General features: G+C 64.9%; 28 protein-coding genes. 15 read left to right on the forward strand and 13 right to left on the reverse strand.

The features are described from left to right. Positions 1–9: 9 nt before the first annotated feature. Both AC1DS5_RS18085 and AC1DS5_RS18090 read left to right on the forward strand, forming a co-directional pair. Positions 10–1,107 (forward strand): M14 family zinc carboxypeptidase, encoded by a 1,098-nt coding sequence (locus AC1DS5_RS18085; protein ID WP_477719634.1) that lies wholly within the window; start codon positions 10–12, stop codon positions 1,105–1,107. Next, complete coding sequence (locus tag AC1DS5_RS18090) at positions 1,104–1,907, forward strand: alpha/beta fold hydrolase (RefSeq protein WP_477719635.1); 804 nt, start codon at positions 1,104–1,106, stop codon at positions 1,905–1,907. Before AC1DS5_RS18085 ends, AC1DS5_RS18090 begins: the two co-directional genes overlap by 4 nt. 10 nt (positions 1,908–1,917) lie before the next feature. On the opposite strand, the gene AC1DS5_RS18095 is transcribed toward AC1DS5_RS18090, so the two are convergent. Next, positions 1,918–3,372, reverse strand: coding sequence for an aminotransferase-like domain-containing protein (locus AC1DS5_RS18095; RefSeq protein WP_477719636.1), 1,455 nt, complete (start codon positions 3,370–3,372; stop codon positions 1,918–1,920). A 190-nt stretch (positions 3,373–3,562) separates the two neighbouring features. Here AC1DS5_RS18095 and AC1DS5_RS18100 point away from each other — a divergent pair, with 190 nt between their 5' ends. Then, positions 3,563–4,336, forward strand: a complete 774-nt coding sequence (locus AC1DS5_RS18100; protein ID WP_477719637.1) for a c-type cytochrome — start codon at positions 3,563–3,565, stop codon at positions 4,334–4,336. After that, on the forward strand, positions 4,333–5,619 hold the full coding sequence (locus AC1DS5_RS18105) for a c-type cytochrome (protein WP_477719638.1): 1,287 nt from the start codon (positions 4,333–4,335) through the stop codon (positions 5,617–5,619). The genes AC1DS5_RS18100 and AC1DS5_RS18105 overlap by 4 nt, the downstream gene beginning before the upstream one ends. Before the next feature lie 40 nt (positions 5,620–5,659). Here AC1DS5_RS18105 and AC1DS5_RS18110 read toward each other — a convergent pair whose 3' ends face one another. After that, positions 5,660–6,916 carry an MFS transporter gene (locus AC1DS5_RS18110; protein WP_477719639.1) on the reverse strand — a complete coding sequence of 419 codons (1,257 nt, stop codon included), beginning with the start codon at positions 6,914–6,916 and terminating at the stop codon, positions 5,660–5,662. A 62-nt stretch (positions 6,917–6,978) separates the two neighbouring features. On the opposite strand from AC1DS5_RS18110, the gene AC1DS5_RS18115 reads away from it, so the two are divergent. The 9 genes from AC1DS5_RS18115 to AC1DS5_RS18155 all read left to right on the forward strand — a co-directional run bounded on the left by AC1DS5_RS18115 (position 6,979) and on the right by AC1DS5_RS18155 (position 14,123). After that, on the forward strand, positions 6,979–7,623 hold the full coding sequence (locus AC1DS5_RS18115; RefSeq protein ID WP_477719640.1) for a TetR/AcrR family transcriptional regulator: 645 nt from the start codon (positions 6,979–6,981) through the stop codon (positions 7,621–7,623). Continuing rightward, positions 7,620–8,600 carry an HlyD family secretion protein gene (locus AC1DS5_RS18120; RefSeq protein ID WP_477719641.1) on the forward strand — a complete coding sequence of 327 codons (981 nt, stop codon included), beginning with the start codon at positions 7,620–7,622 and terminating at the stop codon, positions 8,598–8,600. Before AC1DS5_RS18115 ends, AC1DS5_RS18120 begins: the two co-directional genes overlap by 4 nt. Before the next feature lie 19 nt (positions 8,601–8,619). Beyond that, positions 8,620–9,591 (forward strand): ABC transporter ATP-binding protein, encoded by a 972-nt coding sequence (locus AC1DS5_RS18125; RefSeq protein WP_477719642.1) that lies wholly within the window; start codon positions 8,620–8,622, stop codon positions 9,589–9,591. Beyond that, positions 9,588–10,712: an ABC transporter permease gene (locus AC1DS5_RS18130; RefSeq protein WP_477719643.1), complete on the forward strand. Its 1,125-nt coding sequence runs from the start codon at positions 9,588–9,590 to the stop codon at positions 10,710–10,712. The genes AC1DS5_RS18125 and AC1DS5_RS18130 overlap by 4 nt, the downstream gene beginning before the upstream one ends. Before the next feature lie 102 nt (positions 10,713–10,814). Next, complete coding sequence (locus tag AC1DS5_RS18135; RefSeq protein ID WP_477719644.1) at positions 10,815–12,137, forward strand: NAD(P)/FAD-dependent oxidoreductase; 1,323 nt, start codon at positions 10,815–10,817, stop codon at positions 12,135–12,137. A 31-nt stretch (positions 12,138–12,168) separates the two neighbouring features. Then, positions 12,169–12,309, forward strand: a complete 141-nt coding sequence (locus AC1DS5_RS18140) for a hypothetical protein (RefSeq protein ID WP_198140941.1) — start codon at positions 12,169–12,171, stop codon at positions 12,307–12,309. Between the two features lie 7 nt (positions 12,310–12,316). After that, the gene (locus AC1DS5_RS18145; protein ID WP_477719645.1) at positions 12,317–12,616 is read left to right on the forward strand and encodes a VF530 family protein; all 300 of its coding nucleotides are present in this window, start codon (positions 12,317–12,319) and stop codon (positions 12,614–12,616) included. A 64-nt stretch (positions 12,617–12,680) separates the two neighbouring features. Further along, the gene (locus tag AC1DS5_RS18150; RefSeq protein WP_477719646.1) at positions 12,681–13,364 is read left to right on the forward strand and encodes an RluA family pseudouridine synthase; all 684 of its coding nucleotides are present in this window, start codon (positions 12,681–12,683) and stop codon (positions 13,362–13,364) included. 102 nt (positions 13,365–13,466) lie between these two features. Then, positions 13,467–14,123 (forward strand): dioxygenase family protein, encoded by a 657-nt coding sequence (locus AC1DS5_RS18155; RefSeq protein ID WP_477719647.1) that lies wholly within the window; start codon positions 13,467–13,469, stop codon positions 14,121–14,123. A 74-nt stretch (positions 14,124–14,197) separates the two neighbouring features. On the opposite strand, the gene AC1DS5_RS18160 is transcribed toward AC1DS5_RS18155, so the two are convergent. From AC1DS5_RS18160 to AC1DS5_RS18195, 8 genes are all read right to left on the reverse strand, one after another. After that, on the reverse strand, positions 14,198–14,635 hold the full coding sequence (locus tag AC1DS5_RS18160) for a universal stress protein (RefSeq protein WP_477719648.1): 438 nt from the start codon (positions 14,633–14,635) through the stop codon (positions 14,198–14,200). Between the two features lie 253 nt (positions 14,636–14,888). After that, positions 14,889–15,863 carry a Bug family tripartite tricarboxylate transporter substrate binding protein gene (locus tag AC1DS5_RS18165; protein WP_477719649.1) on the reverse strand — a complete coding sequence of 325 codons (975 nt, stop codon included), beginning with the start codon at positions 15,861–15,863 and terminating at the stop codon, positions 14,889–14,891. 62 nt (positions 15,864–15,925) lie between these two features. After that, on the reverse strand, positions 15,926–16,642 hold the full coding sequence (locus AC1DS5_RS18170) for a class II aldolase/adducin family protein (protein WP_477719650.1): 717 nt from the start codon (positions 16,640–16,642) through the stop codon (positions 15,926–15,928). A 147-nt stretch (positions 16,643–16,789) separates the two neighbouring features. After that, positions 16,790–17,071 carry a DUF427 domain-containing protein gene (locus tag AC1DS5_RS18175; protein WP_477719651.1) on the reverse strand — a complete coding sequence of 94 codons (282 nt, stop codon included), beginning with the start codon at positions 17,069–17,071 and terminating at the stop codon, positions 16,790–16,792. Positions 17,072–17,231: 160 nt separating this feature from the next. Then, positions 17,232–17,684 (reverse strand): hypothetical protein, encoded by a 453-nt coding sequence (locus AC1DS5_RS18180; protein WP_477719652.1) that lies wholly within the window; start codon positions 17,682–17,684, stop codon positions 17,232–17,234. A gap of 22 nt (positions 17,685–17,706) precedes the next feature. After that, positions 17,707–18,360: a glycine zipper 2TM domain-containing protein gene (locus AC1DS5_RS18185; protein WP_477719653.1), complete on the reverse strand. Its 654-nt coding sequence runs from the start codon at positions 18,358–18,360 to the stop codon at positions 17,707–17,709. A gap of 166 nt (positions 18,361–18,526) precedes the next feature. Further along, positions 18,527–19,045 (reverse strand): cupin domain-containing protein, encoded by a 519-nt coding sequence (locus AC1DS5_RS18190; protein ID WP_477719654.1) that lies wholly within the window; start codon positions 19,043–19,045, stop codon positions 18,527–18,529. A gap of 26 nt (positions 19,046–19,071) precedes the next feature. Then, positions 19,072–20,211, reverse strand: a complete 1,140-nt coding sequence (locus AC1DS5_RS18195) for a DUF2855 family protein (RefSeq protein WP_477719655.1) — start codon at positions 20,209–20,211, stop codon at positions 19,072–19,074. A gap of 58 nt (positions 20,212–20,269) precedes the next feature. Here AC1DS5_RS18195 and AC1DS5_RS18200 point away from each other — a divergent pair, with 58 nt between their 5' ends. Continuing rightward, complete coding sequence (locus AC1DS5_RS18200) at positions 20,270–20,923, forward strand: TetR/AcrR family transcriptional regulator (protein WP_477719656.1); 654 nt, start codon at positions 20,270–20,272, stop codon at positions 20,921–20,923. A 34-nt stretch (positions 20,924–20,957) separates the two neighbouring features. Here the strand turns inward: AC1DS5_RS18200 and AC1DS5_RS18205 are convergent, their stop codons facing one another. Continuing rightward, positions 20,958–21,977 (reverse strand): methionine synthase, encoded by a 1,020-nt coding sequence (locus tag AC1DS5_RS18205; RefSeq protein WP_477719687.1) that lies wholly within the window; start codon positions 21,975–21,977, stop codon positions 20,958–20,960. A gap of 89 nt (positions 21,978–22,066) precedes the next feature. Further along, positions 22,067–23,068 (reverse strand): LLM class flavin-dependent oxidoreductase, encoded by a 1,002-nt coding sequence (locus AC1DS5_RS18210; protein WP_477719657.1) that lies wholly within the window; start codon positions 23,066–23,068, stop codon positions 22,067–22,069. Between the two features lie 147 nt (positions 23,069–23,215). Between AC1DS5_RS18210 and AC1DS5_RS18215 the strand changes: the two genes are divergently transcribed. After that, positions 23,216–23,773 carry a YaeQ family protein gene (locus AC1DS5_RS18215; protein WP_477719658.1) on the forward strand — a complete coding sequence of 186 codons (558 nt, stop codon included), beginning with the start codon at positions 23,216–23,218 and terminating at the stop codon, positions 23,771–23,773. 45 nt (positions 23,774–23,818) lie between these two features. Here AC1DS5_RS18215 and AC1DS5_RS18220 read toward each other — a convergent pair whose 3' ends face one another. Further along, complete coding sequence (locus AC1DS5_RS18220) at positions 23,819–25,513, reverse strand: long-chain fatty acid--CoA ligase (protein WP_477719688.1); 1,695 nt, start codon at positions 25,511–25,513, stop codon at positions 23,819–23,821. Positions 25,514–25,686 lie beyond the last annotated feature (173 nt).

The raw sequence follows: 25,686 nt of genomic DNA on the forward strand, positions 1-25,686 counted from the left end.
CATGTCCGGATGGAAATCCTGCCACCGACCGCCGCCACGGAGAGTCCCCGCAGCCTTCACAGCCCCTACAGCCTGACGCCGGCGCGCGACGTGGCCGCGAGCTTTGCGGAGCTGGAGGAGCTCAAGGCGATTTTGCTCGCGGGCAGCGCCCACTTTGAGGTGGCCGTCGTGGCTGAGACGCACACGGCCGGGCCGTCCTTTCCGCTCTACACCGCCAGCATAGGTTCGCGCGACCCGCTGGCGCCGGCCGTCGGTTTTTTCGGCGGCATCCATGGGCTGGAACGCATCGGCACGCAACTCATCCTGCACTACATGCGCGCGCTGCTGTTCAGGCTGGAGTGGGACGAACTGCTGCACCAGCAGCTGCAAAAAGTCCGGCTGGTGTTCATGCCCCTCGTCAATCCTGGCGGCATGTGGGCGCAAAAGCGCGCCAACCCGCGTGGCGTGGACCTGATGCGCAATGCGCCGCAAAGAGCCGAGGGCCAAGTGCCCTTTCTCGCGGGCGGGCAAACCTTGAGCCCACGGTTGCCCTGGTACTGCGGCCGGCCGGGCGCGCCCATGGAAGTGGAAAGTGCAGCGCTGCTGCAGGTCGTGCACGACGAACTGGCCTGCCGCCCCTTCAGCCTCGCGCTGGACTGCCACTCCGGCTACGGCTTTGACGACAGCCTCTGGTTTCCCTATGCCAAAACACGGCGGCTGATGATGCACCTGCCAGAGATGTTTGCCCTCAAGACCATGCTGGAGCAGTCACACCCGCACCACGCCTACAGCTTTGAGCCGCAAAGCAACCAGTACCTGCTGCATGGCGACCTGTGGGATTACGCGTATGACCACGCGCCGCCCGACCATGTGTTTTTGCCCATGACGCTGGAGCTGGGTTCATGGCTCTGGATACGCAAGAATCCGCGCCAGCTGTTTTCACGGCACGGCATCTTCAACCCGATCAAGGCGCACCGCATCAAGCGCGTGCTGCGCCGCCATGCCGACCTGCTGGATTTCCTCACGCGGGCCGCTTTTGCCGCGCCGCGCTGGCTGCCGCCGGCCGATCACCGCGCCCAGCTCCAGCAACTGGCCATCGCCCACTGGCGGCCGAGGCGGGCCTTGTGACCTGGGTGCTGTTGAGGGGCCTGACGCGTGAGGCGCGGCACTGGGGCCCGCTGCCGCGGCAGCTTGCCCGGCTTGCGCCAGCCGCTGACGCCGCGCCGCTTGGCAGCGCGCAGGTCGTGGCGACGGATTTACCCGGCAATGGCGAGTTTTGCCAGGAAGCGTCACCCCTGTCGGTGCGCGGCATGGTGGACTTTGCGCGCCGGCAGTTGCGCGCCCAAGGGCATTCGCCGCCCTACCACCTGCTGGCGATGTCGCTGGGCGGCATGGTGGCCACTGACTGGGCGCTGCGCTATCCCTCGGAGGTGACCCGGCTGGTGCTGATCAACACCAGCATGCGACCCTACAGCCATGCCGCAGAGCGCCTGCGTCCCGCCAGCTGGCTGCCACTAGCCCTGCTGGCCGCGCGCTGGCGCGATGCCGGCTACTCGGAGCGTGCCATCCATCAGCTCACCTGCGAGCGCACCACCCGGCGCGACGAGGAGGTGGCAGCCTGGACAACCATTCGCAACAGTGCGCCGGTGAGCGCGGCCAATGCGTGGCGCCAGCTCTGGGCCGCCGCCCGCTTTGCCACGGCAGCCTCGGCCCCGCCCTGCCCCACGCTGGTGTTGTCGTCGGCTACGGACCGGCTGGTCCACCCGCGCTGTTCGGCCCGGTTGGCCAACGCCTGGCAGGCGGTCCACCACATCCATCCCTGGGCCGGCCACGACCTGCCGCATGACGATGCCGACTGGGTCTGCGGGCGCATTGCGGACTGGCTTGCGGACGGGCCCGGCAGCATCCCTCCCGCTGCTGGCCATTGACAGCCTGCGGTCATGCCGCTGCCGCATACGGACTTTGCCGCCCCGCCAGTGCGCCCAGCATCTGCATGGCCGCTTCAAACCGCGCGTCCCACGGATGGCCATAGTTCAACCTCAGGCAGTGCCGGAATTGACGCCGCGCTGAAAAAATCGGCCCGGGCGCCACGCTGATGCCGTGCGCCAGCGCCGCCTCATGCAGGGCCAGTGCGTCAAAGCCTTCGGCAAATTCCACCCACACAAAATAACCTCCTGCAGGACGCGAAACACGCACCCCCTCGGGAAAATGACGCGCCACGGCGGCCAGCAGGCTGGACAGCTGCGACTCCATGGCATGGCGCAAGCGGCGCAGGTGCTGGTCATAGCCGCCATGCTGCAGGTAGTCGGCAATGGCCAGTTGCGCGGGCAGGCTGGCCGACAGGGTGGTCATGAGCTTGAGCCGTTCCACCTGCTGGCCAAAGCGCCCGGGCGAAACCCAGCCTACCCGGTAACCGGGCGCCAGCGTTTTGCTGAAGGAGCTGCAATGCATCACCAGGCCCTTGCGGTCGAAGGCCTTGGCCGGCAGGGGGCAGCGGTTGCCAAAGTAAAGCTCGCCGTACACGTCGTCTTCAATCAGCGGAATGTCATGGCTGGCCAGCAGCGCGACCAGGGCCTGCTTTTTTTCCTCCGACAGGCTGGCGCCCATGGGGTTCTGGAAGGACGTCATGAACCAGCAGGCCTTGACCGGATGGTGCTTGAGCGCTTCGGCCAGCGCGCCGAGGTCCAGGCCGCCCTGCGGATGCACCGGGATTTCCAGTGCCTTCATCCTGAGCCGCTCCAGCGCCTGCAGGCCCGCATAAAACCCCGGCGACTCGATCGCCACCAGATCGCCCGGCCGGGCCACGGCGGTGAGGCACAGGTTGAGCCCTTCCAGCGCCCCGCTCGTCACGATCACCTCCTCGGCAGCCTGCCGCATGCCCAGCGCCAGGTAGCGCAGCGCTATCTGTTCGCGCAGCACCGGGTCGCCCTGCGGCAGGTGGGCGACCGCATCCTGCCCATGGATGTGACGTGCCGTGCGGGCCAGCGACTTGCCCAAGCGCTGCAGCGGAAAGAGGGTGGACGCGGCAAACGCCGAGCCCAGCGGCACGATGTCCGGGTCCTGCGCGGCACCCAGCACGGAAAATACCAACTCGCTGACGTCCAGCCGGGGCGCGACCCGGGCCAATGCCTTGCCAGCATGGCGGGTGGCCCGACCCCGCGCGGGCGCCGCCAGCTGCTGCATGGCCAGGGCCGTCACGTAATAGCCCGAGCGTGGACGGGCGCGCACCAGGCCTTTTTCCTCCAGCCGGTAATAGGCCTTGAAGGCGGTGGAAGCACTGAGGCCGTGCCGGGCCGTCAGCGTGCGAATGGACGGCAAACGGGTGCCCGGGGCGAGGCGGCCATTGCGGATGTCGCTTGCCAGCAGTTCGACCAGTTGTTCGTAGCGCTTCATCAAATCCTGTCCTTGTCCTTGTGGGCGATGAACGTCTATCGGCTGTCTCCAGGTTCTCCCGGCAAGCCCGCGCCATCTACCCCATCCAATCCATCTGATACTCAAATTTTCACGGATTTTTGATCTGATATGGTTTTTTCAATCGCAACTGATGCTTACGTTGCGGCCCCATGTGAGGCATGATTGCGCCATGGCAAAAACGCTCTCCTTTGCACGCACGCGGGTGGCGCACGGCTTCATGGCGTGCATGGTCTGGATCGCCGCCGGCCCCACCCTGGCCGCCGCGCCATTTGAAGACACCATCGCCCAGCGCACCCTGGCCTGCACCGCCTGCCATGGCCCGCAAGGCCGTGCCGCACCCGACGGCTACTACCCGCGCCTGGCCGGGAAACCCGCCGGCTACCTCTACAACCAGTTGCTCAATTTCCGCGACGGGCGGCGCCACTATGGCCTGATGACGCAACTGCTGGACCCGCTGAGCGACGCCTACCTGATGGAGGTCGCGCAGTACTTTTCAACGCTCGACGTGCCCTACCCCGCGCCGCTGCCCACCAAGGCCTCCGTCGAGGTCTTGCGCCAGGGCGAGCGCCTGGTGATGCAGGGCGACGCAGCGCGGCAAGTGCCGGCCTGCGTGCAGTGCCACGGCCAGGCCATGACCGGCGTGGCGCCCAACGTTCCGGGCCTGCTCGGCCTGCCGCGCGACTACCTCAATGCCCAACTGGGCGCCTGGAAAGCCGGCCAGCGCCGTGCCCACGCGCCTGACTGCATGAAGGACGTGGTGGCACGCCTGTCCCTGGAAGACATCAACGCGGCCTCGAGCTGGCTGGCCGCGCAGCCGCTGCCCGCCAGCAGCAAACCGGCAAGCGCCTTGCCCGCCCTGGCGCCGGGTGCCAGGGCCATCGACTGCGGAAGCGCGCCGCAAGCGCTGTCCGTCAATACGGCGCCACCGAAGGCCGTGAAATGAAAAAAATAATCAAGCCCGTGCTCGCGGTGAGCCTGCTGGTCGCCGGTCTTGCCGCGCTGGTCTGGACCCTGAATGTGCGTGACGAGGTGGACGTGAAGGCGCCCATGGCGACTGCCGGAGCCAGCGACAGCCTGATCGCCCGTGGCGCCTACCTGGCGCGTGCCGGCAACTGCATGACCTGCCACACGGCGCGCGGCGGCCAGAACTATGCGGGCGGGCTCGGCATCGCCACACCCTTTGGCACCGTGTTCACCTCCAACCTCACGCCCGACGACAAGACCGGCATCGGTACCTGGTCGTCCGCGCACTTCTGGCGCGCCATGCACAACGGGCGTTCCAAAAACGGCCGCCTGCTGTACCCGGCATTTCCCTACCCCAGCTACACGCAGGTCACGCGCGAGGATTCGGACGCGATCTTTGCCTACCTGAACAGCCTGCCCCCCGTGGCGCAGGCCAACCGCCCCCACGAGCTGCGTTTTCCCTACCAGTCGCAAGCGGCACTGGCGGTATGGCGGGCACTGTATTTCAAGCCCGGCGTCTACGAGCCCGACACCCGCCGCAGCGCCGGATGGAACCGCGGCGCCTACCTGGTGAAAGGCCTGGGCCACTGCAGCGCCTGCCACACCGCACGCAACGTGATGGGGGCCAGCGACGAGGGCGTTGACCTCGCGGGCGGCCTGATCCCGATGCAGAACTGGTATGCCCCCTCGCTCACGTCATCCGCTGAAGCCGGAGTGGGCGAATGGGACCGCGAGCACATCGTGAGCCTGCTCAAAAACGGCGTCTCGCCGCGCGCCTCGGCCACCGGGCCGATGGCCGAAGTCGTGCTGCGCAGCACACAGTACCTGAACGACGACGACCTGGGCGCCATGGCGCTGTTTCTCAAGGATCTTGCGGCAGCCCCGTCGGCGAATGGAACAGCGCCTGCTTCCCGCACTCCAGCCATTCCTGGAGCGCGGGGCGCCAAACTGTACGAGCTGCATTGCGCCCAGTGCCACGGCGCCAAGGGCCAGGGCGTGCCCCATGCCTACCCGGCGCTGGCGGGCAACCGCGCAGTGACCATGCCCTCTGGCGTCAACCTGGTGCAGATCGTGCTCAATGGCGGATACGCACCCGCCACCGCCGGCAATCCGCGCCCTTACGGCATGCCTCCGTTTGTGCTGGTTCTGGGCGACAGTGAAATCGCGGCGGTACTCACGTATATCCGCGGCTCATGGGGCAACCAGGCCAGCGAAATCACGCCGATCGAAGTGAACCGCATGCGCGCCAACCAGGGGCGGTGAAGACGCATCCGGTAGATGCCGGATGCCGGGCACTACGTCCTCAGGAAGTCATCCGGTCGCGGTGAGCCAGCGCGGGAAACCACTTCAGCCACAACGCGGCCACCAGCAAGGTCCCGATGCCGCCGGCCACCACCGAGCCCACGGGGCCGAGCAGCGCGGCCGTTGCGCCTGACTCAAACTCGCCGAGCTGGTTGGACGCGCCAATAAACACCGAGTTGATCGCACTGACCCGGCCGCGCATGGCGTCGGGTGTTTCGATCTGCATCAGCGTCTGCCGCACCACCACGCTCACCATGTCCGCGCCGCCCGAGAGAGCCAGCACTCCCAGCGACAGTGCAAAGCTGGTGGACAGGCCAAACACCACCATGCACACCCCGTAAAGCGCCACCGCCGCGAGCATCGTATGCCCGACGCGCCGCACCAGCGGCCAGCGCGCGAGCACCACCGAAGTCAGCAAGGCGCCCACCGCCGGTGCAGCACGCAGCAAGCCCAGGCCCCAGGGCCCCACGTGCAGGATGTCTTTGGCAAACATGGGCAGCAGCGCCACAGCGCCGCCCAGCAGCACGGCAAACAGGTCCAGCGACACCGCGCCGAGCAAGGCCTTGCGTTGCCACACAAACTCCGCACCGGCCAGCAGCGTGCGCAGCGAGACAGGCTCGCGCGGCGGCGGGACATGGTCGTAGCGAAGGACCGCGATCAGCACGCAGCCCGTGGCGAAAAGGACAGCGCAGGCGGTATACACCGCCGTGGCGCCAGCCACGAAGATCACGCCCCCCAGCGCCGGCCCGCCCATCACGGCGGCCTGCATGCCGGCCGAACTGAAGGCCATGGCGCGCGGCAGCATGGCAGGCGGCACCAGCATGGGGGTGAGGGCCTGCTGCGCCGGCATCTGGAAGGCCCTGGCCACACCCAGCACCACTGACACCCCCAGCAGCAATTCACGCGACACCCAGCTCGACGACGTGCCCGGGTGCGCCCAGCCCTGTGTGGCAGCAACCAGCAACAGCGCCATAGCGGCCTGGGCGACCAGGCAGGCGGCGATGATGCGGCCGCGGTGCGCGCGGTCGGCCACATGGCCGGCGATCAGCGTGAACAGCAGCGCCGGCACAAACTGGTACAGGCCGACCAGACCCAGATCCCAGGCGCTGCCGGTCAGCTCATACATTTGCCAGCCCACCGCCACCATCAGCATCTGGTTGCCCGTGGTGGCAAACAGCCGCGCAAACCACATGCGCATGAAGGCTCGCTGGTCAAAGAGATCGGAGGCGGTGTAAACGGGGAGGCTGTGTAGGGACATAGGGCCCGGCGATTGTCGCCAATTCGGGTTGACCAATTACTATACGAACGTATAATAATCGCATGGTGCGCCCCTCCCAGTACATCGACCAGCTGCTGCTTGACGCCGGCCTGGAGCTGTTGCCCGTCACCGGCTGCGCCGGTTTGTCGGTGCGGCGGCTGACGCAGCATGCGGGCGTCAACCTCGGGATGTTCCACTACCACTTCAAGACCAAAGAGAACTTCATCAAGGCGGTGCTGGAGCGCACCTACGAAGAGATGTTTTCGGCGCTGACGCTGCGCGTCAATCCCGCGCACCCACCCATGCAAAACCTGCGCGACGCGCTGGGCGTGCTGGGCAGTTTTGGCATAAAAAACGGCCGCCTGCTGGTGCGCATCATGGGCGACGCCATGAATGGCGAGCCGCTGGCCGCCGACTTCCTCAAGGCCAACCTGCCACGCCATGTCGAAGTGATTGCCTCGCTGGTCCAGGAGGCCCAGTGGGAAGGCAGCATGGTCAAGGCCCCGGTGCCCCAGGTCATCGCCTTCATGGCTGGCGCCGTCGCGGCCCCCGTGCTGGCTGCCACGGCCCTGCAGCAAAACCCGGGCGCGCAGGCCGTGGCCCAGATGGTGCTCTCGGAGGAGGCATTGGCCCAACGCATCGAGTTTGCCCTGCGCGGGCTGACGCCGACTTCCGGGGACACAAGAGACATGAGGGGCACACGATGAAGACACTGCGGTACTGCACCTGCGCCCTGCTGGCCGCCTGCCTGCTGGCGGCATGCGACAGCAAGCAGACGGACACCTTCCCCGGCTATGCCGAGGCCGAATATGTCCGGCTGGCGGCACCCATCAGCGGCACCCTGGCCCGGCTGCACCTCAAACGCGGCGATGCGGCGCCCGCATCGGCGGCCGCCTTCGTGCTGGAGCAGGAAAGTGAACGGGCCGCGCGCGAGGAGGCCGCTTTCCGGGTGGCGCGCGCGCAGGACAACCTGGCCAATCTGCGCCAGGGCAAGCGCCCCGATGAACTGGCAGCCATCCGCGCGCAACTGGCGCAAGGCGAGGCCGCGCTGGCCTTGTCATCCGCCGAACTGGCACGCAGCAACCGCCTGGTGGCGCAGCAGTTCCTCTCGCCAGCCAGCCTGGACCAGGCCCGCGCCGCGGTGGCGCGCGACCAGGGCCGCGTCAATGAACTGAACGCGCAACTGCGCCAGGCCATGCAGGGTGCGCGCAGCCCCGAGATCAGTGCCGCCGAACAGGAGGTCAAGGCCGCCCAGGCGCAACTGCAGCAGGCGGGCTGGCGGGTCGACCAGAAAACCCAGCGCACCCCGGTGGCGGGCGAGGTGGTCGACGTGCTGTACCGCGAAGGCGAATGGGTGCCCGCTGGCGCGGCCGTGCTGACCCTGCTGCCGCCGGCCAATATCAAGGCGCGCTTTTTCCTGCCGCAAAACCAGCTCGGCGCCATCGCCATCGGTCAGGCGGTGCAGCTGCAGTGCGACGGCTGCGGCGCCACGATGGCGGCAAAAATCACTTTCATCGCGCGCGAGGCCGAGTACACCTCACCCCTCATCTACAGCAAGGAAAACCGCGCCAAGCTCGTCTTCATGGTCGAGGCGCAACCCGGCCTGCCCGACGCGCAACGCCTGCACCCGGGCCAGCCGCTGGAGGTACGCCTGGCGGGTAAAGCCGCGGGGCGGGCGCCATGAGCCGCGCGGAGGTTACCCCATGAGCGCCGAGGTCGATCCGCCCCCGCTGATTGACGTACGGGGCCTGACGAAACGCTACGGCAACCGGGTGGTGGTCGACAACTTCGACATGCGCGTTCCCAAAGGCCGCATCTACGGCTTCCTCGGCCCCAACGGCAGCGGCAAGACCACCACCATCCGCATGCTGTGCGGCCTGCTCACCCCCGATGCGGGCGAAGGCACCTGCATGGGCTACAACATCCGCACCCAGGCCGCGCTGATCAAGCGCGAGGTGGGCTACATGACGCAGCGCTTCGGCCTGTATGAAGACCTGACGATCGCGGAAAACCTTGACTTCATTGCGAGCGTCTACGCCGTGCAGGACCGCCCCCGCAGGGTGCGCGAAACACTGGAGCGACTGGGCCTGTCCACGCGCAGCGACCAGCTGGCCGGCGCGCTGTCGGGCGGCTGGAAGCAGCGGCTGGCGCTGGCGGCCTGCCTGATCCACGACCCCCGGCTGCTGCTGCTGGACGAGCCCACCGCGGGGGTGGATCCGGCCGCACGCCGCGACTTCTGGGACCAGATCCACGACCTGACCGCCGCCGGGCTGACCGTGCTGGTCTCCACCCACTACATGGATGAAGCCGAGCGCTGCCATGAGCTGGCCTATATCGCCTACGGCAAGCTGCTCACGCGCGGCACCGTGGCCGAGGTGATCGCCGGCGCCGGGCTCGTGACCTGGGCCGTCTCGGGCGCCAACCTGATTGATGTGGCACATCGCCTGCGCGAAGCCAAGGACATTCGCACGGTAGCGCCCTTCGGCTCCACGCTGCATATCAGCGCCTCCAGCACGCAGGCTATCGAAGATGCGCTGGCCGCGCTGCCCTTTGAAGGGCTGGCGGCCGAGGCTATCGAGCCCAGCCTGGAAGACGTGTTCATTGCGCTCATGCAGGACGCAAAAGACAATTTTGCAGAAGAAAAGACCGGCAAAAAAACAGGAGCAGTGGCATGAGCTGGTCCCGCTTTCTCGCCATCCTGATCAAGGAATTTCGCCAGGTTCGCCGCGACCGCCTGACCTTCGGCATGATGGTGGGCGTGCCCATCATCCAGTTGCTGCTGTTCGGCTTCGCCATCAACAGCGACCCCAAACATTTGCCCGCCGCCATAGTGGTGGCCGACCAGAGCGAGTTCTCACGCAGCTTTGTGGCGGGCCTGGAGAACTCGGAATACTTCCGCATCACCCACCGGCTGGCCAGCGAGGCGCAAGGCGATGCCTTGCTGGCCACCGGCGAGGTGCAGTTCGTCCTCGTGGTGCCGCCGGACTTCTCGCGCAAGCTGCTGCGCGGCGAACGTCCGGCCATGCTGCTCGCCGCCGATGCGACCGATCCGTCCGCCACGGGCAACGCCATTGCGGCGCTCAACGGCATCGGCCAGCGCGCCATTGGCCGCGAGCTGTACGGTCCGCTGGCTTCGCTGCGCCCGGCCGAGGCGCCGTTCGAAATACGCGTGCAGCGCCGCTACAACCCGGAGGGCCTGACCAGTTACAACGTGGTGCCCGGCCTGATCGGCGTGATCCTGACCATGACCATGGTGATGATGACCTCGCTGGCGATGACGCGCGAGCGTGAGCGCGGCACGATGGAAAACCTGCTGGCAACGCCCGCACGCCCGCTGGAGGTCATGCTCGGCAAGATCGTGCCCTACATCCTGATCGGCTACGTGCAGGTGACGGTGATCCTGGTGGCCGCGCGGCTGCTTTTCGACGTGCCCATGGTCGGCAGCCTGGCGCTGCTCTCGGTTGTGCTGGTGCTGTTCATCGCGGCCAACCTGGCCGTGGGATTCACGTTTTCCACCATCGCACGCAACCAGCTGCAGGCCATGCAGCTCACGTTTTTCTTTTTCCTGCCGTCCATGCTGCTGACCGGCTTCATGTTTCCGTTTCGCGGCATGCCGGCCTGGGCACAAGCCATCGGCGAGCTCCTGCCGCTCACGCACTTCCTGCGCATCGTGCGCGGCATCATGCTCAAGGGAAACGGCATCGTGGAAGTATCGGCGCAGTTGTGGCCCATCGCGCTTTTCATGCTGGTGGCCGGGCTCGTGGCCCTCAAGCGCTACCGGCAGACCGTGGACTGAGCGCGGGCTGCGCGCAGGTTGAAGCCAGCCAGTTAATATGGCGTCATACATAACAAGGTCAACGAACAAGGTCAACAGACCCTGGGCCGAGGAGGAAATTTTATGCAACGCATCGTCATCGTCGGCGGGGGCGCGGGAGGGCTGGCCCTGGCTACCCAACTGGGCAAACGCCTGGGCAAAAAAGGGCTGGCCGAAATCACCCTGGTGGATGCGGCGCGCACCCATGTCTGGAAGCCGCTGCTGCACCAGCTGGCAGCTGGCAGCTTTGACACGCATGCCGAAGAAATCGAATACCTGGCGCAGGCCCGCTGGAACCACTTCAAGTTCCGGCTCGGCAGCCTGGTCGGGATTGACCGCCAGAACAAAACCCTGCAGCTGGCCGCCAGCCATGACGCATCGGGCCGCGAGATCACGCCAGCCCAGCAACTGGGCTACGACACGCTGGTGATTGCCGTGGGCAGCCAGACCAACGACTTCGGCACACTCGGCGCTGCCGAGCACACCATCAAGCTGGACAGCCCGAAAGCGGCCCAGCACTTCAATGACCGCCTGATCAACGCCTTCATCCGCGCGCAAACCGTGCCGCGCACGGCCGGCAGCGGGCGCCTGACGGTGGCGATTGTGGGCGGCGGCGCCACCGGCGTGGAGCTGGCGGCCGAGCTGCACGCCGCAGCGCGCGTGCTGGCCAACTACGGCTTTGACCATATTCATCCCGAAAAGGATTTGCAGATTGTGCTGGTGGAGGCTGCACCGCGCCTGTTGGCGCAGTTGCCGGAACGCCTGAGCGAATCGGCCCTGCGCGAGCTGCGCAAGCTGGCAATTGAAGTGCACACCAATGAGAAAGTGGTTGAGGTCACCGCGGACGGCCTGAAGATGGCCAGCGGCAAGGTGGTGCCGTCCAGCATCACCGTGTGGGCGGCCGGCGTGAAGGCCGCCGATTTTTTAAAGACCATCGGCGCGGGGCCCGACGGCACGGAGCCGCTGGAAACCAGCAGGCTCAACCAGCTGATGGTCAACGGCAATCTGCAGACCACGCGCGACCCGAGCATTTATGCCTTTGGCGATTGCGCCGCCTGCCAGCAGCCCGATGGCACCTGGGTGCCGCCGCGCGCACAGGCCGCCTACCAGCAGGCCATGTACCTGACCCGGGCGCTGCCGCTGCTGGGCGCGGGCAAGACAGTGGCGCCTTTTGTCTTCAAGGACCAGGGCTCGCTGGTGTCGCTGGCCGAATATTCGTCGGTGGGCAGCCTGATGGGCAGCCTCTCCCATGGCAGCTTTTTCGTCGAGGGCCAGCTGGCCAAACTGATGTACTGGGCGCTGCACAAACAGCACCAGCTGGCACTCGGGGGCCTGAAGAAAACCATGCTGATCACACTGTCTGAAATGATTGACCGGACGCACCGGCCACGCATAAAGTTGCATTGATAATCAGGACTCAATCTAACCGGAGAATGCCATGGCAAAAGGTCAACAGAACAGCAACAAGATGGTCAAGAAGCCCAAGAAGGACTCGTCACCACCCAAACCGGTGTCACCCGATGCGGTTCGCCCGACCATCGTGACCCAGGTACCGCTGCGGGGCAAGCTGAAAAAGTAGGCCAACCATGGCTGCGCCCTCCTCCGCTGCGCCTCCGGCCGTTCCACCGCAGCCGGGCAACCCGCTGCATGGCGTCACACTGGAAGCCATCGTCACCGCGCTGGCCGATCACTACGGCTGGGAAAACCTCGGGCAGCGCATCAATATCCGCTGCTTCACCAGCGAACCCAGCGTAGCATCGAGCCTGAAGTTTTTGCGCAAGACACCTTGGGCGCGCGAGAAGGTCGAAAGTCTTTACCTCTTCATGCTGCGCGAAAACCGGCGTGCCAGCCCGCCCGTGCACAACTTTCCGCCCCCGCGGACCTGACACACACTGCACCCAAACGCCAAACGCGGGAGAGCCGGCATTCCTCAGTCCGCCGCACCGCGACATGCCCCTCTTGATGCCGATCACCGACTCCCTGTCTGCACCACTGGAAATCGTCCACACCGACGATCTTTTTCTGGTGCTCCGCAAACCCAGCGGCCTGCTCGCGGTGCCGGGGCGCGGCGAAGACAAACAGGACTGCCTGAGCACGCGCGTGCAGCAGCAGCATCCCGAGGCCTTGGTGGTGCACCGGCTGGACATGGGCACCTCCGGCCTGGTGGTCATGGCGCGCAGCCGCGAAGCGCAGCGCGCCCTCAGCAAGGCCTTTGCTGAACGCGCCGTGCACAAACGCTATGTGGCGGAGGTCGACGGCCTGGTCACAGCGCCCGCTGATTCCCCCGACGGCTGGGGCCGGATCGATTTACCCATCATCGTGGACTGGGTCCGGCGGCCCTTGCGGGTGATCGACACCGAACGCGGAAAACCCAGTGTGACGCGCTGGCAGATCCGGCATCATGATCGGCAGCGCAATACCACCCGCCTGGATCTTGAGCCTGTGACGGGCCGCTCGCACCAGCTGCGCGTCCATCTGCAGGCAATGGGCCATCCCATCGTTGGCGACATGCTCTACGCACCTCCGGCCGTGGCGGCAGGTGCCAGCCGGCTGTTATTGCACGCCTGCCTGCTTGCCTTTGCCCATCCGCTGGGCGGACAATGGATGCAATTCGAAAGCCCGCCGCCGTTCTGAGCCTCCTGCGTGCCTTTTTTCCAGGTCGCCTGCTCTGGCGGCGTCAGCGGGATGGGCTCGGGCGGGTTCGCGATCTCCGGATTTCGAAATAGGAGAATTGCCATGCCTCTAAAGCCAAAGCCTCCTGACCGGCCGGCCCCACCGGGCTGGAACCGCCGCGCCGTTGCGCTGGCGCTGGTTGCCTCGCCTGTGGTCTGGACGGGCGCCCGCGCCCAGCCGGCCCGGCCGCGGCGCGCAACCCCCAGCCAGACCGAAGGCCCGTTTTACCCGCTCACCCTGCCGCAGGATGCAGACTTCGACCTGCTGCGCAACGGCGCGCTGAATTACACGCAAGGCCAGGCAAGCTGGCTCGAAGGCTCGGTCACCGACCTGAGCGGCAAGCCCCTGCGCGGCGCCCAGGTTGAAATCTGGCAATGCGACCACGCCGGCCACTACGATCACCCCGGCGACGGCGGTCATATCGACAAGGCGTTTCAGGGCTTTGGCCGGGTGACGGTCAATGCGCAGGGCGAGTACCGCTTTCGCACCATTCGGCCGGTGGCTTATGGCAGCCGCGCACCGCATATTCATGTGAAGGTCAAGCTCGGCGGCCGCGAGTTGCTGACGACGCAACTCTATGTGGCCGGTGAGCCGCTGAACCAGCGTGATTTTTTATGGCGAAACCTGCGGGACGATGATGCCCGAGCGGCGCTCACCATACCGTTCACCCCCGTTCCGGACGGGCTGCGGGCGCAGTTCCCGCTGGTGGTGGAGGTCTGAGGCATCCGGCAGCCCGCTGACACAGCCCCCGCATGAAGGGCACCGGGAACTTTCGCCGCGGCGGTCTCGATGCACTACTCGCGTACCACCAGCACCGGCAAATGGGCATGGGACAGCACTTGGGCCGTGACACTGCCCAGCACCAATTTTTCCAGCCCACGCCGGCCGTGGGAACTCATGACGATGAGATCTGCACCCACCGATTCCGCTGTTTGAAGGATGCCGCGGTAAATCGCGTGGCCCTCGACGATGGACGCTGTCACGGTGATGCCATGGTCCAGGAAGGCCTGCTTGGCGGCACTGATCGCTTCATTGGCCTCGGAGGTGGCTGCACTGAGGTATTCGGCCTGCCCATAGGAGAAATCATTTCCCACTCCGGTAAAGGCATAAGGATCGATGACGTATATGACCGTCACTGCGCTCTTGAACGCCTCGGCAATCGCAATCGCCTTCCCGGTAGCCTGACGAGCGGTAGACGAACCGTCTACGGGCACCAAGATATGCTTGAACATGACGGAATCTCCTTGAGAGCCATGGGAAGATTCTGAGGCACGAACCGTAGTCCGGTCAATGCCTGTGCCGACCGGCCTGAATAGGGATGTTGTCCTGTGTTACTTACAGATCATTACCAGCGATCATTACAACCCTCATCACTGCAGGTGATTGCGCCGGCAACCACCGTCAGACCTGATGCCGAAAAGCCGATGCCGCAGCGAAAAGTGAATGCGAAAAGCAGGGTTCCCGGACTTTCCTATTCGGCCTTGACTATTCGGCCTTGATATTGGCAGACCTGGCCAGCTGCGCATAGCGTGCGAGATCGGCCTTGATCAGCCTGGCCAGGTCAGCCCCATTGCCCGCATAGGGCTCCACGCCTGCGGCCGAGAGATTCTCGCGAATGGCAGGCTCCGCCAACACGCTCTGAACATCCGCGCGAATGCGGGCCACCACTTCCGGCGGTATTTTGGCCGGTCCCATCAGGGCATACCAGATGGAAAAATCCAGCGGCTTGAGGCCTTGCTCTTCAAAGGAAGGGATTTGGGGCATCAGCGGGTATCGCGCCGCAGTCGACACGCCGATGCCATGGAGTTTGCCGCTCTTGATGTGCGGCGCCACCAGGTTGGCACTGAGGATGGCCAGCGGCACCTGGCCGCCCACCACATCGGTGAGCCCCGGTGCGCAGCCCTTGTAGCCCACATGCGTGGCACTCACGCCGGACTTCTGCTTGACAAGCTCCATCACAAAATGCTGCGGCGTGCCTATGCCGCAGGAGCCGTAGCTCAGCGCCGCCGGGTTGGCCCTGGCGTAGTCCACCAGTTCCTTGAGCGTCTTGATGCCGGTGCCCTGGTGCGCGACCAGGGCAATCGGCGTGAGTCCTAGCAGCATGATGGGTGTGAGGTCTTTTTCCGGGTCGTAATTGAGCTTGCCGGAAACAGCCGGGTTGACCACCATGGTGCTGTTTTGCAGCAGCAGCGTGTAGCCGTCTGCCGGGGACCGCACCACCGCCTCGGTGCCGATGTTGCCCGATGCGCCGGCCCGGTTGTCCACCGCGATGCCTTGCCCCCACACGGTCTGCAGCCGTGCGCTGATCTGGCGCGCCAGCACGTCGGAGCCGCCGCCGGTGCCGTAGGGAACAATGATCCTGACAGCACGGGCAGGGTAAGTGTCTGCCCATGCCTGGGGGGCAAAAAAGTGCGTGGCGGCGGCCAGGCCCAGCAAACCCACGAAAGTGCGAAGCGACATGCGTGTCTTCATGTTGGGACTCATGTTGTTGATCTGATGTTGTCGAGCTGCTGTAACCGGCTTCAGGCGAACGGCGCGATGGACCGGGACCACAAATCCCAGGCCCTGACCACCTGCCCTTCCGTGCTGGCTGCTGCCAATGCCGCTTCCTCCTCGTTCAGGAAGTTGATCGGGCCGAGCGCTGCGGCCTGGAGTTGCAACTTGGCATTGACCTCGGCATAAATGGCCCGGTACACCGCCAACTCCAGGGAGGGCGCCACCGTGGTGGAGCCGTGGCCACGCATCAGCACGCAGTTGTGCCGGCCCAGCGACTCGGCCAGTGCCTTGCCGAGGCCGCTGTCGCGAATCAGCAGGTCGGTGTTGCCGCCAGCATCGCGAATCTCGAACAGCGACGAGCCACTGCCCAGAAAACCGCTCATGTGAAAAATGGGCCGCAGACGCTGGCCCGTGGCGCCAAACGGGATCACGCTTTGCGAGTGGCTGTGGACCACCGCCACCACATCGGGGCGCGCCTTGTAGATTTCGCTGTGGATGAAGCGCTCCAGATAGGAACGCTTGTCCGACGTCACGGCCAGGTCGCCGTTGAGGTCATAGGTCAGGATGTCTTCGGGACGCACCAAACCGGGCGCCCGGTTGCAGGACAGCAGGAAATGGGAGGGCGATGCGTCGTGGCGCACACTGACGTGCCCAAAACCGTCGACGACGCCCTGGTCGTACAGGATGCGGTTGGCAATAGCGAGTTTTTCAACCAGCGCAGGATCGGGCTTGGGAAGGGTCATGCGGAGTCCTTATTCAACCTGGCCACCATCGGCCATTTTTAATAAGTATACATATTACTTTACCGCTTGACCAGCCGAAACCGTGGTTACCGGCAGAGGGTAAACCCACCCCCGGGGCTGCGGGAGCTTGCGCGCGCGACGCGCCACTCAGGGCTCGATCTTCACGCCTTTCCAGAACGCCACGCGGCCTTTGATTTCTTCCGCCTCGGGCTTGGGGTCGGGGTAATACCAGGCCGCGTCGGTATTCATTTCGCCATTGACCAGCAGCGAGTAGTAGCTGGCCTGGCCTTTCCAGGCGCACATGGTGTGGTGATTGCTGAACGTCACGTAGTCGCGGTTGAGCGAGGTTTCGGGGAAATAGTGGTTGCCCTCGACCACCACGGTGTCATCGCTCTGCGCAATCACTACGCCGTTCCAGATTGCTTTCATTGATTTTTCCTCAAATTTGCTGAAGTGCAGTCAATCTTCGCACAATGCCGGCCCAAAACCGCAGCTGACCGGGGCTGCAGGCGCAAACGCCGAGCCCATGAAAAAAGGTGCCGGTGACTGGGCACCGGCACCTTCATGAAGGCTGCGTGAACGTCGCGACTCAGTCGTCGTGATTGCCCTTGCCATGGCCTTTGCCATGATGCTTGTCCTTCTTTTCCTTATGGTCCTTGTAGTCCTTGTGTTCCCCGTATTCCCTGTTGTACTTGACGCGCTCGTAGTCGTCGTCGCCATCAACCCTGACGAAGTACACAGGCCGGCCGCAGGCGTTGTACCTGGCGCAATGCTTGGACCATTTTTTGGCATGCCCGGGCGGCACGTGCAAATACAGCGGCTGCTGCACCATCACCGGCGAGCGCTGAATGATGACGGGCTGGGTGTAGATCAACGGAGGCGGCGGCGCATTGCCGATGTCAATGCGGCCGTACACGCCCGGCGCCAGCGCGCCTTCGACGGTGGCGCTCACGTACGGCGTAGCGGCCTGGACGGCCCCACCTGCCAGCACCGACAGGGCGAGAAGCCCGCCCAGCAGCAGGGGTCTGATTGTTGTGTTCACAGTGTTGTTCTTTCTGGGTTAATCAGCCGGCGGCCGATGCGGTCGATGCCAGCCGAAGCGTGTTGCCTTCGACGACCACCCGCGAACCGATAGCGATCGCGCTCCCATGTTCAAGGGTGCGTACGGACCCGTTGTGCATGCGCACGCGCGTCTGGTAGACGGTGACCTTTTTCATGTTTTTCTCGATGGTGTTGCCGGCGTACGCGCCGCCTGCGACGCCGAGCACCGTCATGGCGGTCTTGCCATTGCCGCCGCCGACCTGGTTGCCCAGCAGGCCACCGACGACACCGCCGGCGACGGTGCCCAGGCCCACCGTGGTGCCGCCAACGGCAACGCCGTTGACCTGGCCCTGGCGTTCTACCGCGACGACCGACTCCACCGTGCCGCAATTGGCGCAACTTTCGGCCTTGGGCGCTTTGGCCACCACGACGGGTGCGTGCCTGGCGCCGGTTGTCGCTATGTGATCGGTTTTGGCTGGCTGCTGCTGGGTCTGGGCAATGGCTTCGGTACCGCCGGGCTGCGCCTCGGTACGGCTCACCACCAGCGCGGCCGCCAGTGCCAGCACGGTCACGCCCATAACCGCCATGGTCGGAATGAGCGCCTTGCTATGACGCAATTTATCGCCAAAAGCTGGCTCGTTGGCTGGCTGACCGACTGCTTGTTTGTTGTTCTCCACAAAGGGACTCCTGTTGATGAGTCCCATTTGTAACAAACGCGGCCAATCCGCCATGTAGGAGAAGGTGACAATCGTAAGTAAAGTTTGCAATCGTTCCGGACAAGCTGCGCTTTTACGCGGCTTATCCGCCCTTGCAACCGGCCCTCAAACGAACGCTACGCCGCGTCTACACACCACCGTGGGGATGGGTAGGGTCCACCCACAACACGGTGACGGGCTTCTCGACCGGTTCAATGTCCAGATTCACGGCCACCGCCTCACCGTCGCTGCGGCACAACACACATTCCAGTGTTTCGGTCGGGCTGGCATTGATTTCCTGGTGCGGCACATAGGGCGGTACATAAATAAAGTCACCCGGCCCGGCTTCGGCCGTGAACTCCAGATGCTCGCCCCAGCGCATGCGGGCCTTGCCCCTGATCACATAGATCACGCTTTCCAGATGGCCGTGATGGTGGGCGCCGGTCTTGGCATTCGCATGAATCGTCACGGTGCCGGCCCACAACTTCTGGGCGCCCACGCGAGCAAAGTTGATCGCCGCGCGGCGGTCCATGCCCGGCGTTTGCGCGGTATTGCCGTCGAGCTGGTTGCCCGGAATCACCCGAACGCCATCGTGCTTCCAGGCCGGCTCCGGTGCTTCGTGCGTATGCGCAGGGTCGTGGGGGCCGTGTGTGTGATCAATGCTCATGTCAGCCGCCAGTGATGTGCAGATTGTCAGCGTACACCATCCTCAGGCGCTCCGTCCAGCACCACCACATGACCCTGCTGCGGATCCAGACGGCCGCCATGCAGGTCATCAATCAAGGCCTGCGCGGCTTCAAATCCACGGTGTTCCACCACCTGCATCCAGGGCTGCTGCGCATCGCTGATGCGCCGGATGAAGGCCAGCTGCGCTTCGTTGAAGCGCTGGTTCACCACGGCATGTCCCCAGTCGGCATTGCGTTTGCGGATTTGTACCGGTGCAAAATAAAACTGCGGTGCGGGCCCTGGCAGGTTGAGCGGGCGCAGGAACTGCGTGTTCTGCGCCGAACCGGCATAGCAGTCGTACACCAGCGATTCGCCAAAGTGCTCGTGCACCGCCCGGCGCAGGTCTTCGTCACCCGAGAAATCGACATACAGAGTGGGCCTGCTGCGGTCAAGCCGCGGCAGCGCCTCATAGCTGGCGACCTCGCCATAGCAGCCCAGGCCTTCGACAAAGCGCTGGTTGCGCGCCGAGGTCAGCGCCACGCGCTGGATCGCTGGATACGCCTCCAGGCAAAAGGCTGTGCCATAGGCTGTTTTGCTGGACGCGCTGGAAAAGACCAGCTGCGCTGCCCCGAAGAAAGCGTTGTCCTGCAGAAAATCGGCCAGCATGAACGAAGTGATGAACAGCGGCCGCACCAGCATCTGGCAGTTTTCGTCGGCCTCGCGCCAGGCGGCATCGGCGCTGCAGCGCATGTACTGGTTGTAGGCCGACGTCAGGGTTTGGCGGTGTGCGGCGCCATCATAAAACCCCCGCTCCGTCACCCGCTGCGGCTGCACGCGCAGATGGCTGGCGATGGGAAAGTAGCCATAAAAGCGCTCGCCCACTTCCACGCCGGGCACGCTGGAGCTGACCACGTCGGCAAAGCCCCAGACCGGCATATGGCCCCACCCGGCCTCGCCGGTCGGGAAAAATTCCCAGTACTGCATGGCCTCGCCGAACGCGGCGTAGGTGATGTTGTTGGTGGTGAGGGCGACGCGCCGGATTTTCAGCAGCGCCTCGCCGGCAGCCGCGTGGAGGGTGTCTCCTGCGGGCTGTTCAACCGCAATGCGGGTGTGATTCAATGCATCTTTGCGCGTGAGCAGTCGTGTCAGCGTGGCCGGATTGTTCATGGAGGTTTTTCCTTTGGATCATCTGGAATTTGATCAAGCGATCAGTACATGACAACCAATGTATAGCCGGCCACCTTCTTCCGGGTTCGGAAAACCCGCTGCAGCCAAACCCCGCAAACGCCCCACGCAGGCCCGCGCGGTGTTCACCGTGCAGGCGATTTACGACGCTTTTGTTCGGATTTGGCGCCAGCACGGATGGGCCGGCGTGACCACCCGTGCGGTGGCGCTGGAAACCGGCGTGTCGGTCGGCACGCTGTATGACTATTTCCCCAACAAGACGGCGTTGCTCTCAGGCTATGTGCGCCATTGCATGGAGCAGCTGCTGCAGGCCATTGAGCAGCAGGCGGTGGCGCCGCCTCACCTCCCGTGGCAGGCACGGCTGCAGACGCTGGTCCGCCTGGTCTGTGGTGTGAACGCGCCGGAACTGCCCTGGTTTGACGCGGACATGCTGGCCCTGGAAGCCGGCATTGCCGAAGTGAAGCATCACCGGCGCGTGCACGAAGAACTGCTCGCGGCGTGGACCCGGGTGTTTGATGCCTGCGACGACCTGCCCGCGCGGCCCTCGCGCGAAGCGATCCAGGCCATGCACCTGGCGGTCTGGGGTGCAAGGCGCTACGGGCTGCTGATTGGCCTGAGCGACGCGGAAACCGCCCCATGGGCCCTGCAGATGGAGCGCCTGTGCCTGGCGATGGTGGAAGCCGGCCAACCCTGAGGCGCCCGCCTTCCGGTGTCTGATGTTCCGGCTACTACTTGTAGCGCTCGCGTGCCAGTGCGGCGCCCTGCGCCAGTGCCTGCAGTTTTTTCAGCGCCACCTCACGGTCCATCGGCGCCAGGCCGCAATTGGTGCAAGGCAGCAGGCGGTTTTTCGGCACATACTGCAGCGCCTTGCCAATGGTGTCGGCCACCTGCTCCGGCGTTTCAATCTCGTCACTGGCCACGTCGATCACGCCGACCATCACATCCTTGCCTTCGAGCAATGCCATCAGGTGCGGCGGCACATGCGAGTGATAGCACTCCAGGCTCACCTGCTGGATGCTGCTTTTGGCCAGCGCCGGAAACACGGTCTCATACTGGCGCCATTCTTCGCCCAATGAGGCCTTCCAGTCCGTATTGGCCTTGATGCCGTAGCCGTAGCAGATGTGCACGGCCGTCGTGCAGGTCAGGCCCTGCGCGGCACGCTCCAGCGCCTTCACGCCCCAGTCTGCGGCTTCCTTCATGTAGACATTGAAGGCCGGCTCATCAAACTGGATGATGTCCACGCCGTCGGCCTGCAGGGCCAGCGCTTCCTGGTTCAGCAGCTCGGCAAATGCCATGGCCATCTTGACCTTGTCGCCGTAAAACTGGTCGGCTACCGTGTCGACGATCGTCATCGGGCCAGGCAAGGTGAACTTGATTTTTTTGGCGGTGTGGGCGCGCAGCAGGCGTGCCTCGGTGGCATGCACACGGCCTTTGAGTTTCAGTTCAGCCACCACCTGCGGCACCATGGCGTCATAGCGGTTATCGCGTATGCCCATCCTGACCTTGTGATCAAAATCGATGCCGGCGACCTGCTCCAGAAAGCCGTGCACAAAATGCTGGCGCGACTGCTCGCCGTCGCCGATCACATCCAGGCCCGCGTCCTCCTGCGCCTTGATCCAGAGCAGCGTGGCGTCGGCCTTGGCCTGCTTGAGCTCATCGCCTTCGGCCTTCCACTGCGGCCAGAGTTTGTTGGTTTCCGACAGCCAGGCGGGTTTGGGCAGGCTGCCGGCAATGGTGGCGCTAAACAGGGGAGATGTCATTCAGGGGCCTTGGTTGTCTCGGTTTTTCTCGGTTGATATTTTTTTCGGTCCGTTATTTTTCGGCTTGAATTCCGGCCTCACACCAACTCGCGCGCCAGCAACTCATAGGAACGCCGGCGCGCCGCCGGGTCGTGGGTCCAGGTGATCACCGCCAGTTCTTCAACCTCCAGTGTATCGGCCAGGCTGCGCAGCCTGGCGGCCACCTGTGGCCCGCTGCCCACCAGCGCAGTCTGCCTGAGTTGGGCAAGCTCCGGCTGCTCGGCTTCGCTGTAGGGCCGCAGCGCCACCTCGGCCGGAGAAAGCAGCGGCCCCAGCGCGCCTTTGTTCCTGTCGATTTTCCAGCGCTCGCGGCCCGAGAAATGATGCCAGGCCTCGGCCTCGGTATCGGCCGCCAGGGCCCAGACGCACAGCACGGCCTGCGGCTGGGGATGGCGCGGGCTGGGCCGGTACAGCCGGCGATATAAATCCAGCGCCTGCTGCGCACCCCGTCCGTCGGTGATGAAGTGCGCAAAGGCGTAGGGCAGGCCGTAGTGCGCCGCCAGCTGCGCGCCATAGTCGGAGCTGCCCAGCATCCACAACTCGGGCGTGGTGGGCCCCATGGGGTTGGCGGTGACGCCGTGCCCGGGATGACCTTCCGGCAAATCGACACCCGACACCCAGGCCTGCAACTCGCGCACCTGCGCCGGAAAATTTTCCGCCGACTGGTGCGGGTCAGCCCTCAAAAGCCGCGCGGTGCGCATGTCCGAACCCGGCGCGCGCCCCACGCCCAGGTCAATGCGCCCGGGCGCCAGCGCCTCCAGCACACGAAACTGCTCGGCCACCTTGAGCGCCGCATAGTGCGGCAGCATGACGCCGGCGCTGCCCACGCGTATGCGCTGGGTGGTGGCGGCAATCGCCGCCATCAACACCTCGGGGGCCGAGCCGACGATGCTGGGGTGGCTATGGTGTTCGCTCACCCAGAAACGGCGGTAGCCCAAGGATTCGCAATAACGGGCCAGCGCAAGGGTTTCGCGGATGGAGGCATCTTCAGTACGGCCGCTGACGGCAACCGACTGGTCGAGAACAGACAAACTTGGCATCGGCAAACTATAGCCAGCATCGATAAACCTTGCCGGCGAAGGTCCGCCCTGACAGTCCTGTCGGAACAACCCCGCAAAAGGCTGTTCCAATAGAGGGTTTAAATGCAGGCCCCATGTCTACCGGGGCCGTACCTGGAACCCCTTCTCATGGCACTCAAAGCCACCATCTACAAAGCGCAGCTGCAAATCGCCGACATGGACCGTGCGGTGTACGCCGACCACGGCGTCATCATTGCCCGCCATCCGTCCGAGACGGATGAACGCATGATGATCCGCCTGCTGGCTTTTGCGCTGAATGTGCCCGCCGACGACAAGCGGGGCAAGCTGGAATTTGCCAAGGACCTGTGGGACGTGGACGAGCCGGCGCTCTGGCACAAGGACTACACCGATGCCGTGCAGCACTGGATCGACGTGGGTCAGCCCGACGACAAGCGCCTGATGCGCGCTGCCGGCCGGGCCGAACGCGTGAGCGCCTACAGTTTTTCCAGCAGCACACCCGTGTGGTGGAAAAATATCGAGACCAAGCTCACACGCGCAGCCAACCTGGTGGTGTGGCAGATCGAGGCGGCGCAAAGCCAGGCGCTGGCCAGGCTGGCCGAACGCAGCATGCAGCTGCAGGTCACCATCCAGGATGGCACGGTCTGGATGAGCACCGGCGCGGAGTCGGTGGAGATCACGCCGCGCAGGCTGACCAACGGCGGTTGATCCCTTTCCCCTGCCCCCTGCTCATCAGGATTTCCGGCGGCCGATTCAGGCTTTTCCGGTCTCGGCTTCCTGCAGCGTGCGCCACATGACCTTGCCCGAGCCGCTTTTCGGCAATGCATCGACGAACTGGACGATGCGCGGGTATTTGTACGCCGCCATGTTCTGCTTGCACCAGTTGATGATGTCGTCCTCGCTGGTCTTGCCCCTGGCCTCGGCGCGCAGCACCACCACCGCCTTGACGGTTTCGCCGCGGTAGGCATCGCTGCTCGAAATGATGCAGGCCTCCTGGATGGCCGGGTGGCGGAACATCAGCGCCTCCACCTCGGCCGGCCAGACCTTGAAACCCGACGCATTGATCATGCGCTTGAGCCGGTCGGTGAGGAAGAAGTAACCCTGCTCGTCCATTCGCCCCAGGTCGCCGGAGCGAAAAAAACGTTTGCCGTCCAGTTCGATGAACGCGGCGGCCGTGGCGTCCGGGCGCTTCCAGTAGCCCTGGAAGTTCTGCGGCCCGCACATGATGATTTCGCCCTGCTCGCCCTGCGGGACTTCCTGCAGCGTCTCGGGGTCGATCACGCGCGCATCGGTGCTGACAAACGGCACGCCCAGGCATTGCTGCCGGGTCGCATCATAGGGGTTGCTGTGCGACGGCCCGCCGGTTTCGGTCAGGCCATAGCCTTCGGCATAGCGCAAGCCGTACTGCTCCCACAAACGCTGGGCCACGGCCTGCGGCATGGCCGCGCCGCCACCGCCAATGTACACAAGGCTGCTCAAATCAAAACTGGCGAAGTTGGGACTGCCCAGCAGGTCAATCACCATGGTCGGGATGTTGGTCCAGTGCGTCACGTGCCAGTGCGAGATCAATCGCCCGGCCAGCTCGCGGTCCCAGCGCGGCATGATGACCAGCGTGCCGCCGCCATAAATCGTCGCATGCAGCACCGATACCATGCCGGTGATGTGGAACATGGGCACCACCGACAGCGTCACGTTTTCAAAGGTGCTGTTGCCCCACAAAATACTGGCCACCGCGTTGTGCATGATGCTGGCATGCGTGTGCATGCAGCCCTTGGGCAGGCCTGTCGTGCCGCTGGTGTAGGGCAGCACCGCCAAATCCTGCGGGGTGGCCGTGTGCGCCGGCAATTCACCAGCGCCATCGGCCAGGGCATCGGCCCAGTGCATCACCGAGCCGCCCTCGAGCGCGGGCAACGCATGCCGGCTGCCCAGCCAGTCGCGCCAGGCTTCAGGCAGGGCGCCGCCGTTTTCGCCAGCACTGGCATCAAAGGCATCGCTGTAGTGCGTCACGATCAGGTGCGCCAGCCGTTCACCGGGCGCCAGTTCGGCGTTGGCCCGGGCCAGTTCGGGGGCCAGGTCAGCCGCCGTGATTGCGACCCTGGCGTCGGGGTCCGTGATGTAGTGCTTGAGTTCCTCGGCCCGGTTCATCGGGTTGACGGGCACCACCACGGCATTGGCCCGCAGGATGGCAAAGTGCGCAATCACCCACTGCGGGCAATTTTGCATATTGAGCACCACGCGGTCGCCCTTGCGCACGCCCAGCCGGTGCAAGGTGGCGGCCAGCCGCTCGGCTTGCCGCAGCACTTCGGCATAACTGAGCACCCGGTCAAAAAACACCAGCGCCGGCTTGTCGGGAAAACGCAGCGCGCTGACGGCGAGGTTGTGCCACAGCGATGTGGCCGGAGGCGTGATGCTGCGCGGCAAGCGCCTGGGCCAGACCTGGTAGTGCAGGTCGTGGCGCGGGGCCGCATCGGGCAGGGAGGCGTCGGCAGGCGGGTGTGAAGACAAGGATGGGCTCCGGATAAGGCTCGGTTCACCACAGCCTACCCGCACTTCGCGCCGCCTGCATCGGGGAAGCTCCCGATAAAACAGTGTCACCTGCGTGACCCGGCGTCTCTATGATG

This window comes from Polaromonas sp. P4_H1, from assembly GCF_056400945.1.

Coding starts and splice junctions, on each gene's coding strand:
- AC1DS5_RS18190 (WP_477719654.1), bottom strand. CDS start 19,045: ATGAGCATTGATCACACACACGGCCCCCACGACCCTGCGCATACGCAC.
- AC1DS5_RS18130 (WP_477719643.1), top strand. CDS start 9,588: ATGAGCTGGTCCCGCTTTCTCGCCATCCTGATCAAGGAATTTCGCCAG.
- AC1DS5_RS18085 (WP_477719634.1), top strand. CDS start 10: ATGGAAATCCTGCCACCGACCGCCGCCACGGAGAGTCCCCGCAGCCTT.
- AC1DS5_RS18195 (WP_477719655.1), bottom strand. CDS start 20,211: ATGAACAATCCGGCCACGCTGACACGACTGCTCACGCGCAAAGATGCA.
- AC1DS5_RS18135 (WP_477719644.1), top strand. CDS start 10,815: ATGCAACGCATCGTCATCGTCGGCGGGGGCGCGGGAGGGCTGGCCCTG.
- AC1DS5_RS18095 (WP_477719636.1), bottom strand. CDS start 3,372: ATGAAGCGCTACGAACAACTGGTCGAACTGCTGGCAAGCGACATCCGC.
- AC1DS5_RS18210 (WP_477719657.1), bottom strand. CDS start 23,068: ATGCCAAGTTTGTCTGTTCTCGACCAGTCGGTTGCCGTCAGCGGCCGT.
- AC1DS5_RS18105 (WP_477719638.1), top strand. CDS start 4,333: ATGAAAAAAATAATCAAGCCCGTGCTCGCGGTGAGCCTGCTGGTCGCC.
- AC1DS5_RS18165 (WP_477719649.1), bottom strand. CDS start 15,863: ATGTCGCTTCGCACTTTCGTGGGTTTGCTGGGCCTGGCCGCCGCCACG.
- AC1DS5_RS18150 (WP_477719646.1), top strand. CDS start 12,681: ATGCCCCTCTTGATGCCGATCACCGACTCCCTGTCTGCACCACTGGAA.
- AC1DS5_RS18215 (WP_477719658.1), top strand. CDS start 23,216: ATGGCACTCAAAGCCACCATCTACAAAGCGCAGCTGCAAATCGCCGAC.
- AC1DS5_RS18110 (WP_477719639.1), bottom strand. CDS start 6,916: ATGTCCCTACACAGCCTCCCCGTTTACACCGCCTCCGATCTCTTTGAC.
- AC1DS5_RS18125 (WP_477719642.1), top strand. CDS start 8,620: ATGAGCGCCGAGGTCGATCCGCCCCCGCTGATTGACGTACGGGGCCTG.
- AC1DS5_RS18175 (WP_477719651.1), bottom strand. CDS start 17,071: ATGAAAGCAATCTGGAACGGCGTAGTGATTGCGCAGAGCGATGACACC.
- AC1DS5_RS18200 (WP_477719656.1), top strand. CDS start 20,270: ATGTATAGCCGGCCACCTTCTTCCGGGTTCGGAAAACCCGCTGCAGCC.
- AC1DS5_RS18120 (WP_477719641.1), top strand. CDS start 7,620: ATGAAGACACTGCGGTACTGCACCTGCGCCCTGCTGGCCGCCTGCCTG.
- AC1DS5_RS18115 (WP_477719640.1), top strand. CDS start 6,979: ATGGTGCGCCCCTCCCAGTACATCGACCAGCTGCTGCTTGACGCCGGC.
- AC1DS5_RS18160 (WP_477719648.1), bottom strand. CDS start 14,635: ATGTTCAAGCATATCTTGGTGCCCGTAGACGGTTCGTCTACCGCTCGT.
- AC1DS5_RS18155 (WP_477719647.1), top strand. CDS start 13,467: ATGCCTCTAAAGCCAAAGCCTCCTGACCGGCCGGCCCCACCGGGCTGG.
- AC1DS5_RS18170 (WP_477719650.1), bottom strand. CDS start 16,642: ATGACCCTTCCCAAGCCCGATCCTGCGCTGGTTGAAAAACTCGCTATT.
- AC1DS5_RS18145 (WP_477719645.1), top strand. CDS start 12,317: ATGGCTGCGCCCTCCTCCGCTGCGCCTCCGGCCGTTCCACCGCAGCCG.
- AC1DS5_RS18100 (WP_477719637.1), top strand. CDS start 3,563: ATGGCAAAAACGCTCTCCTTTGCACGCACGCGGGTGGCGCACGGCTTC.
- AC1DS5_RS18140 (WP_198140941.1), top strand. CDS start 12,169: ATGGCAAAAGGTCAACAGAACAGCAACAAGATGGTCAAGAAGCCCAAG.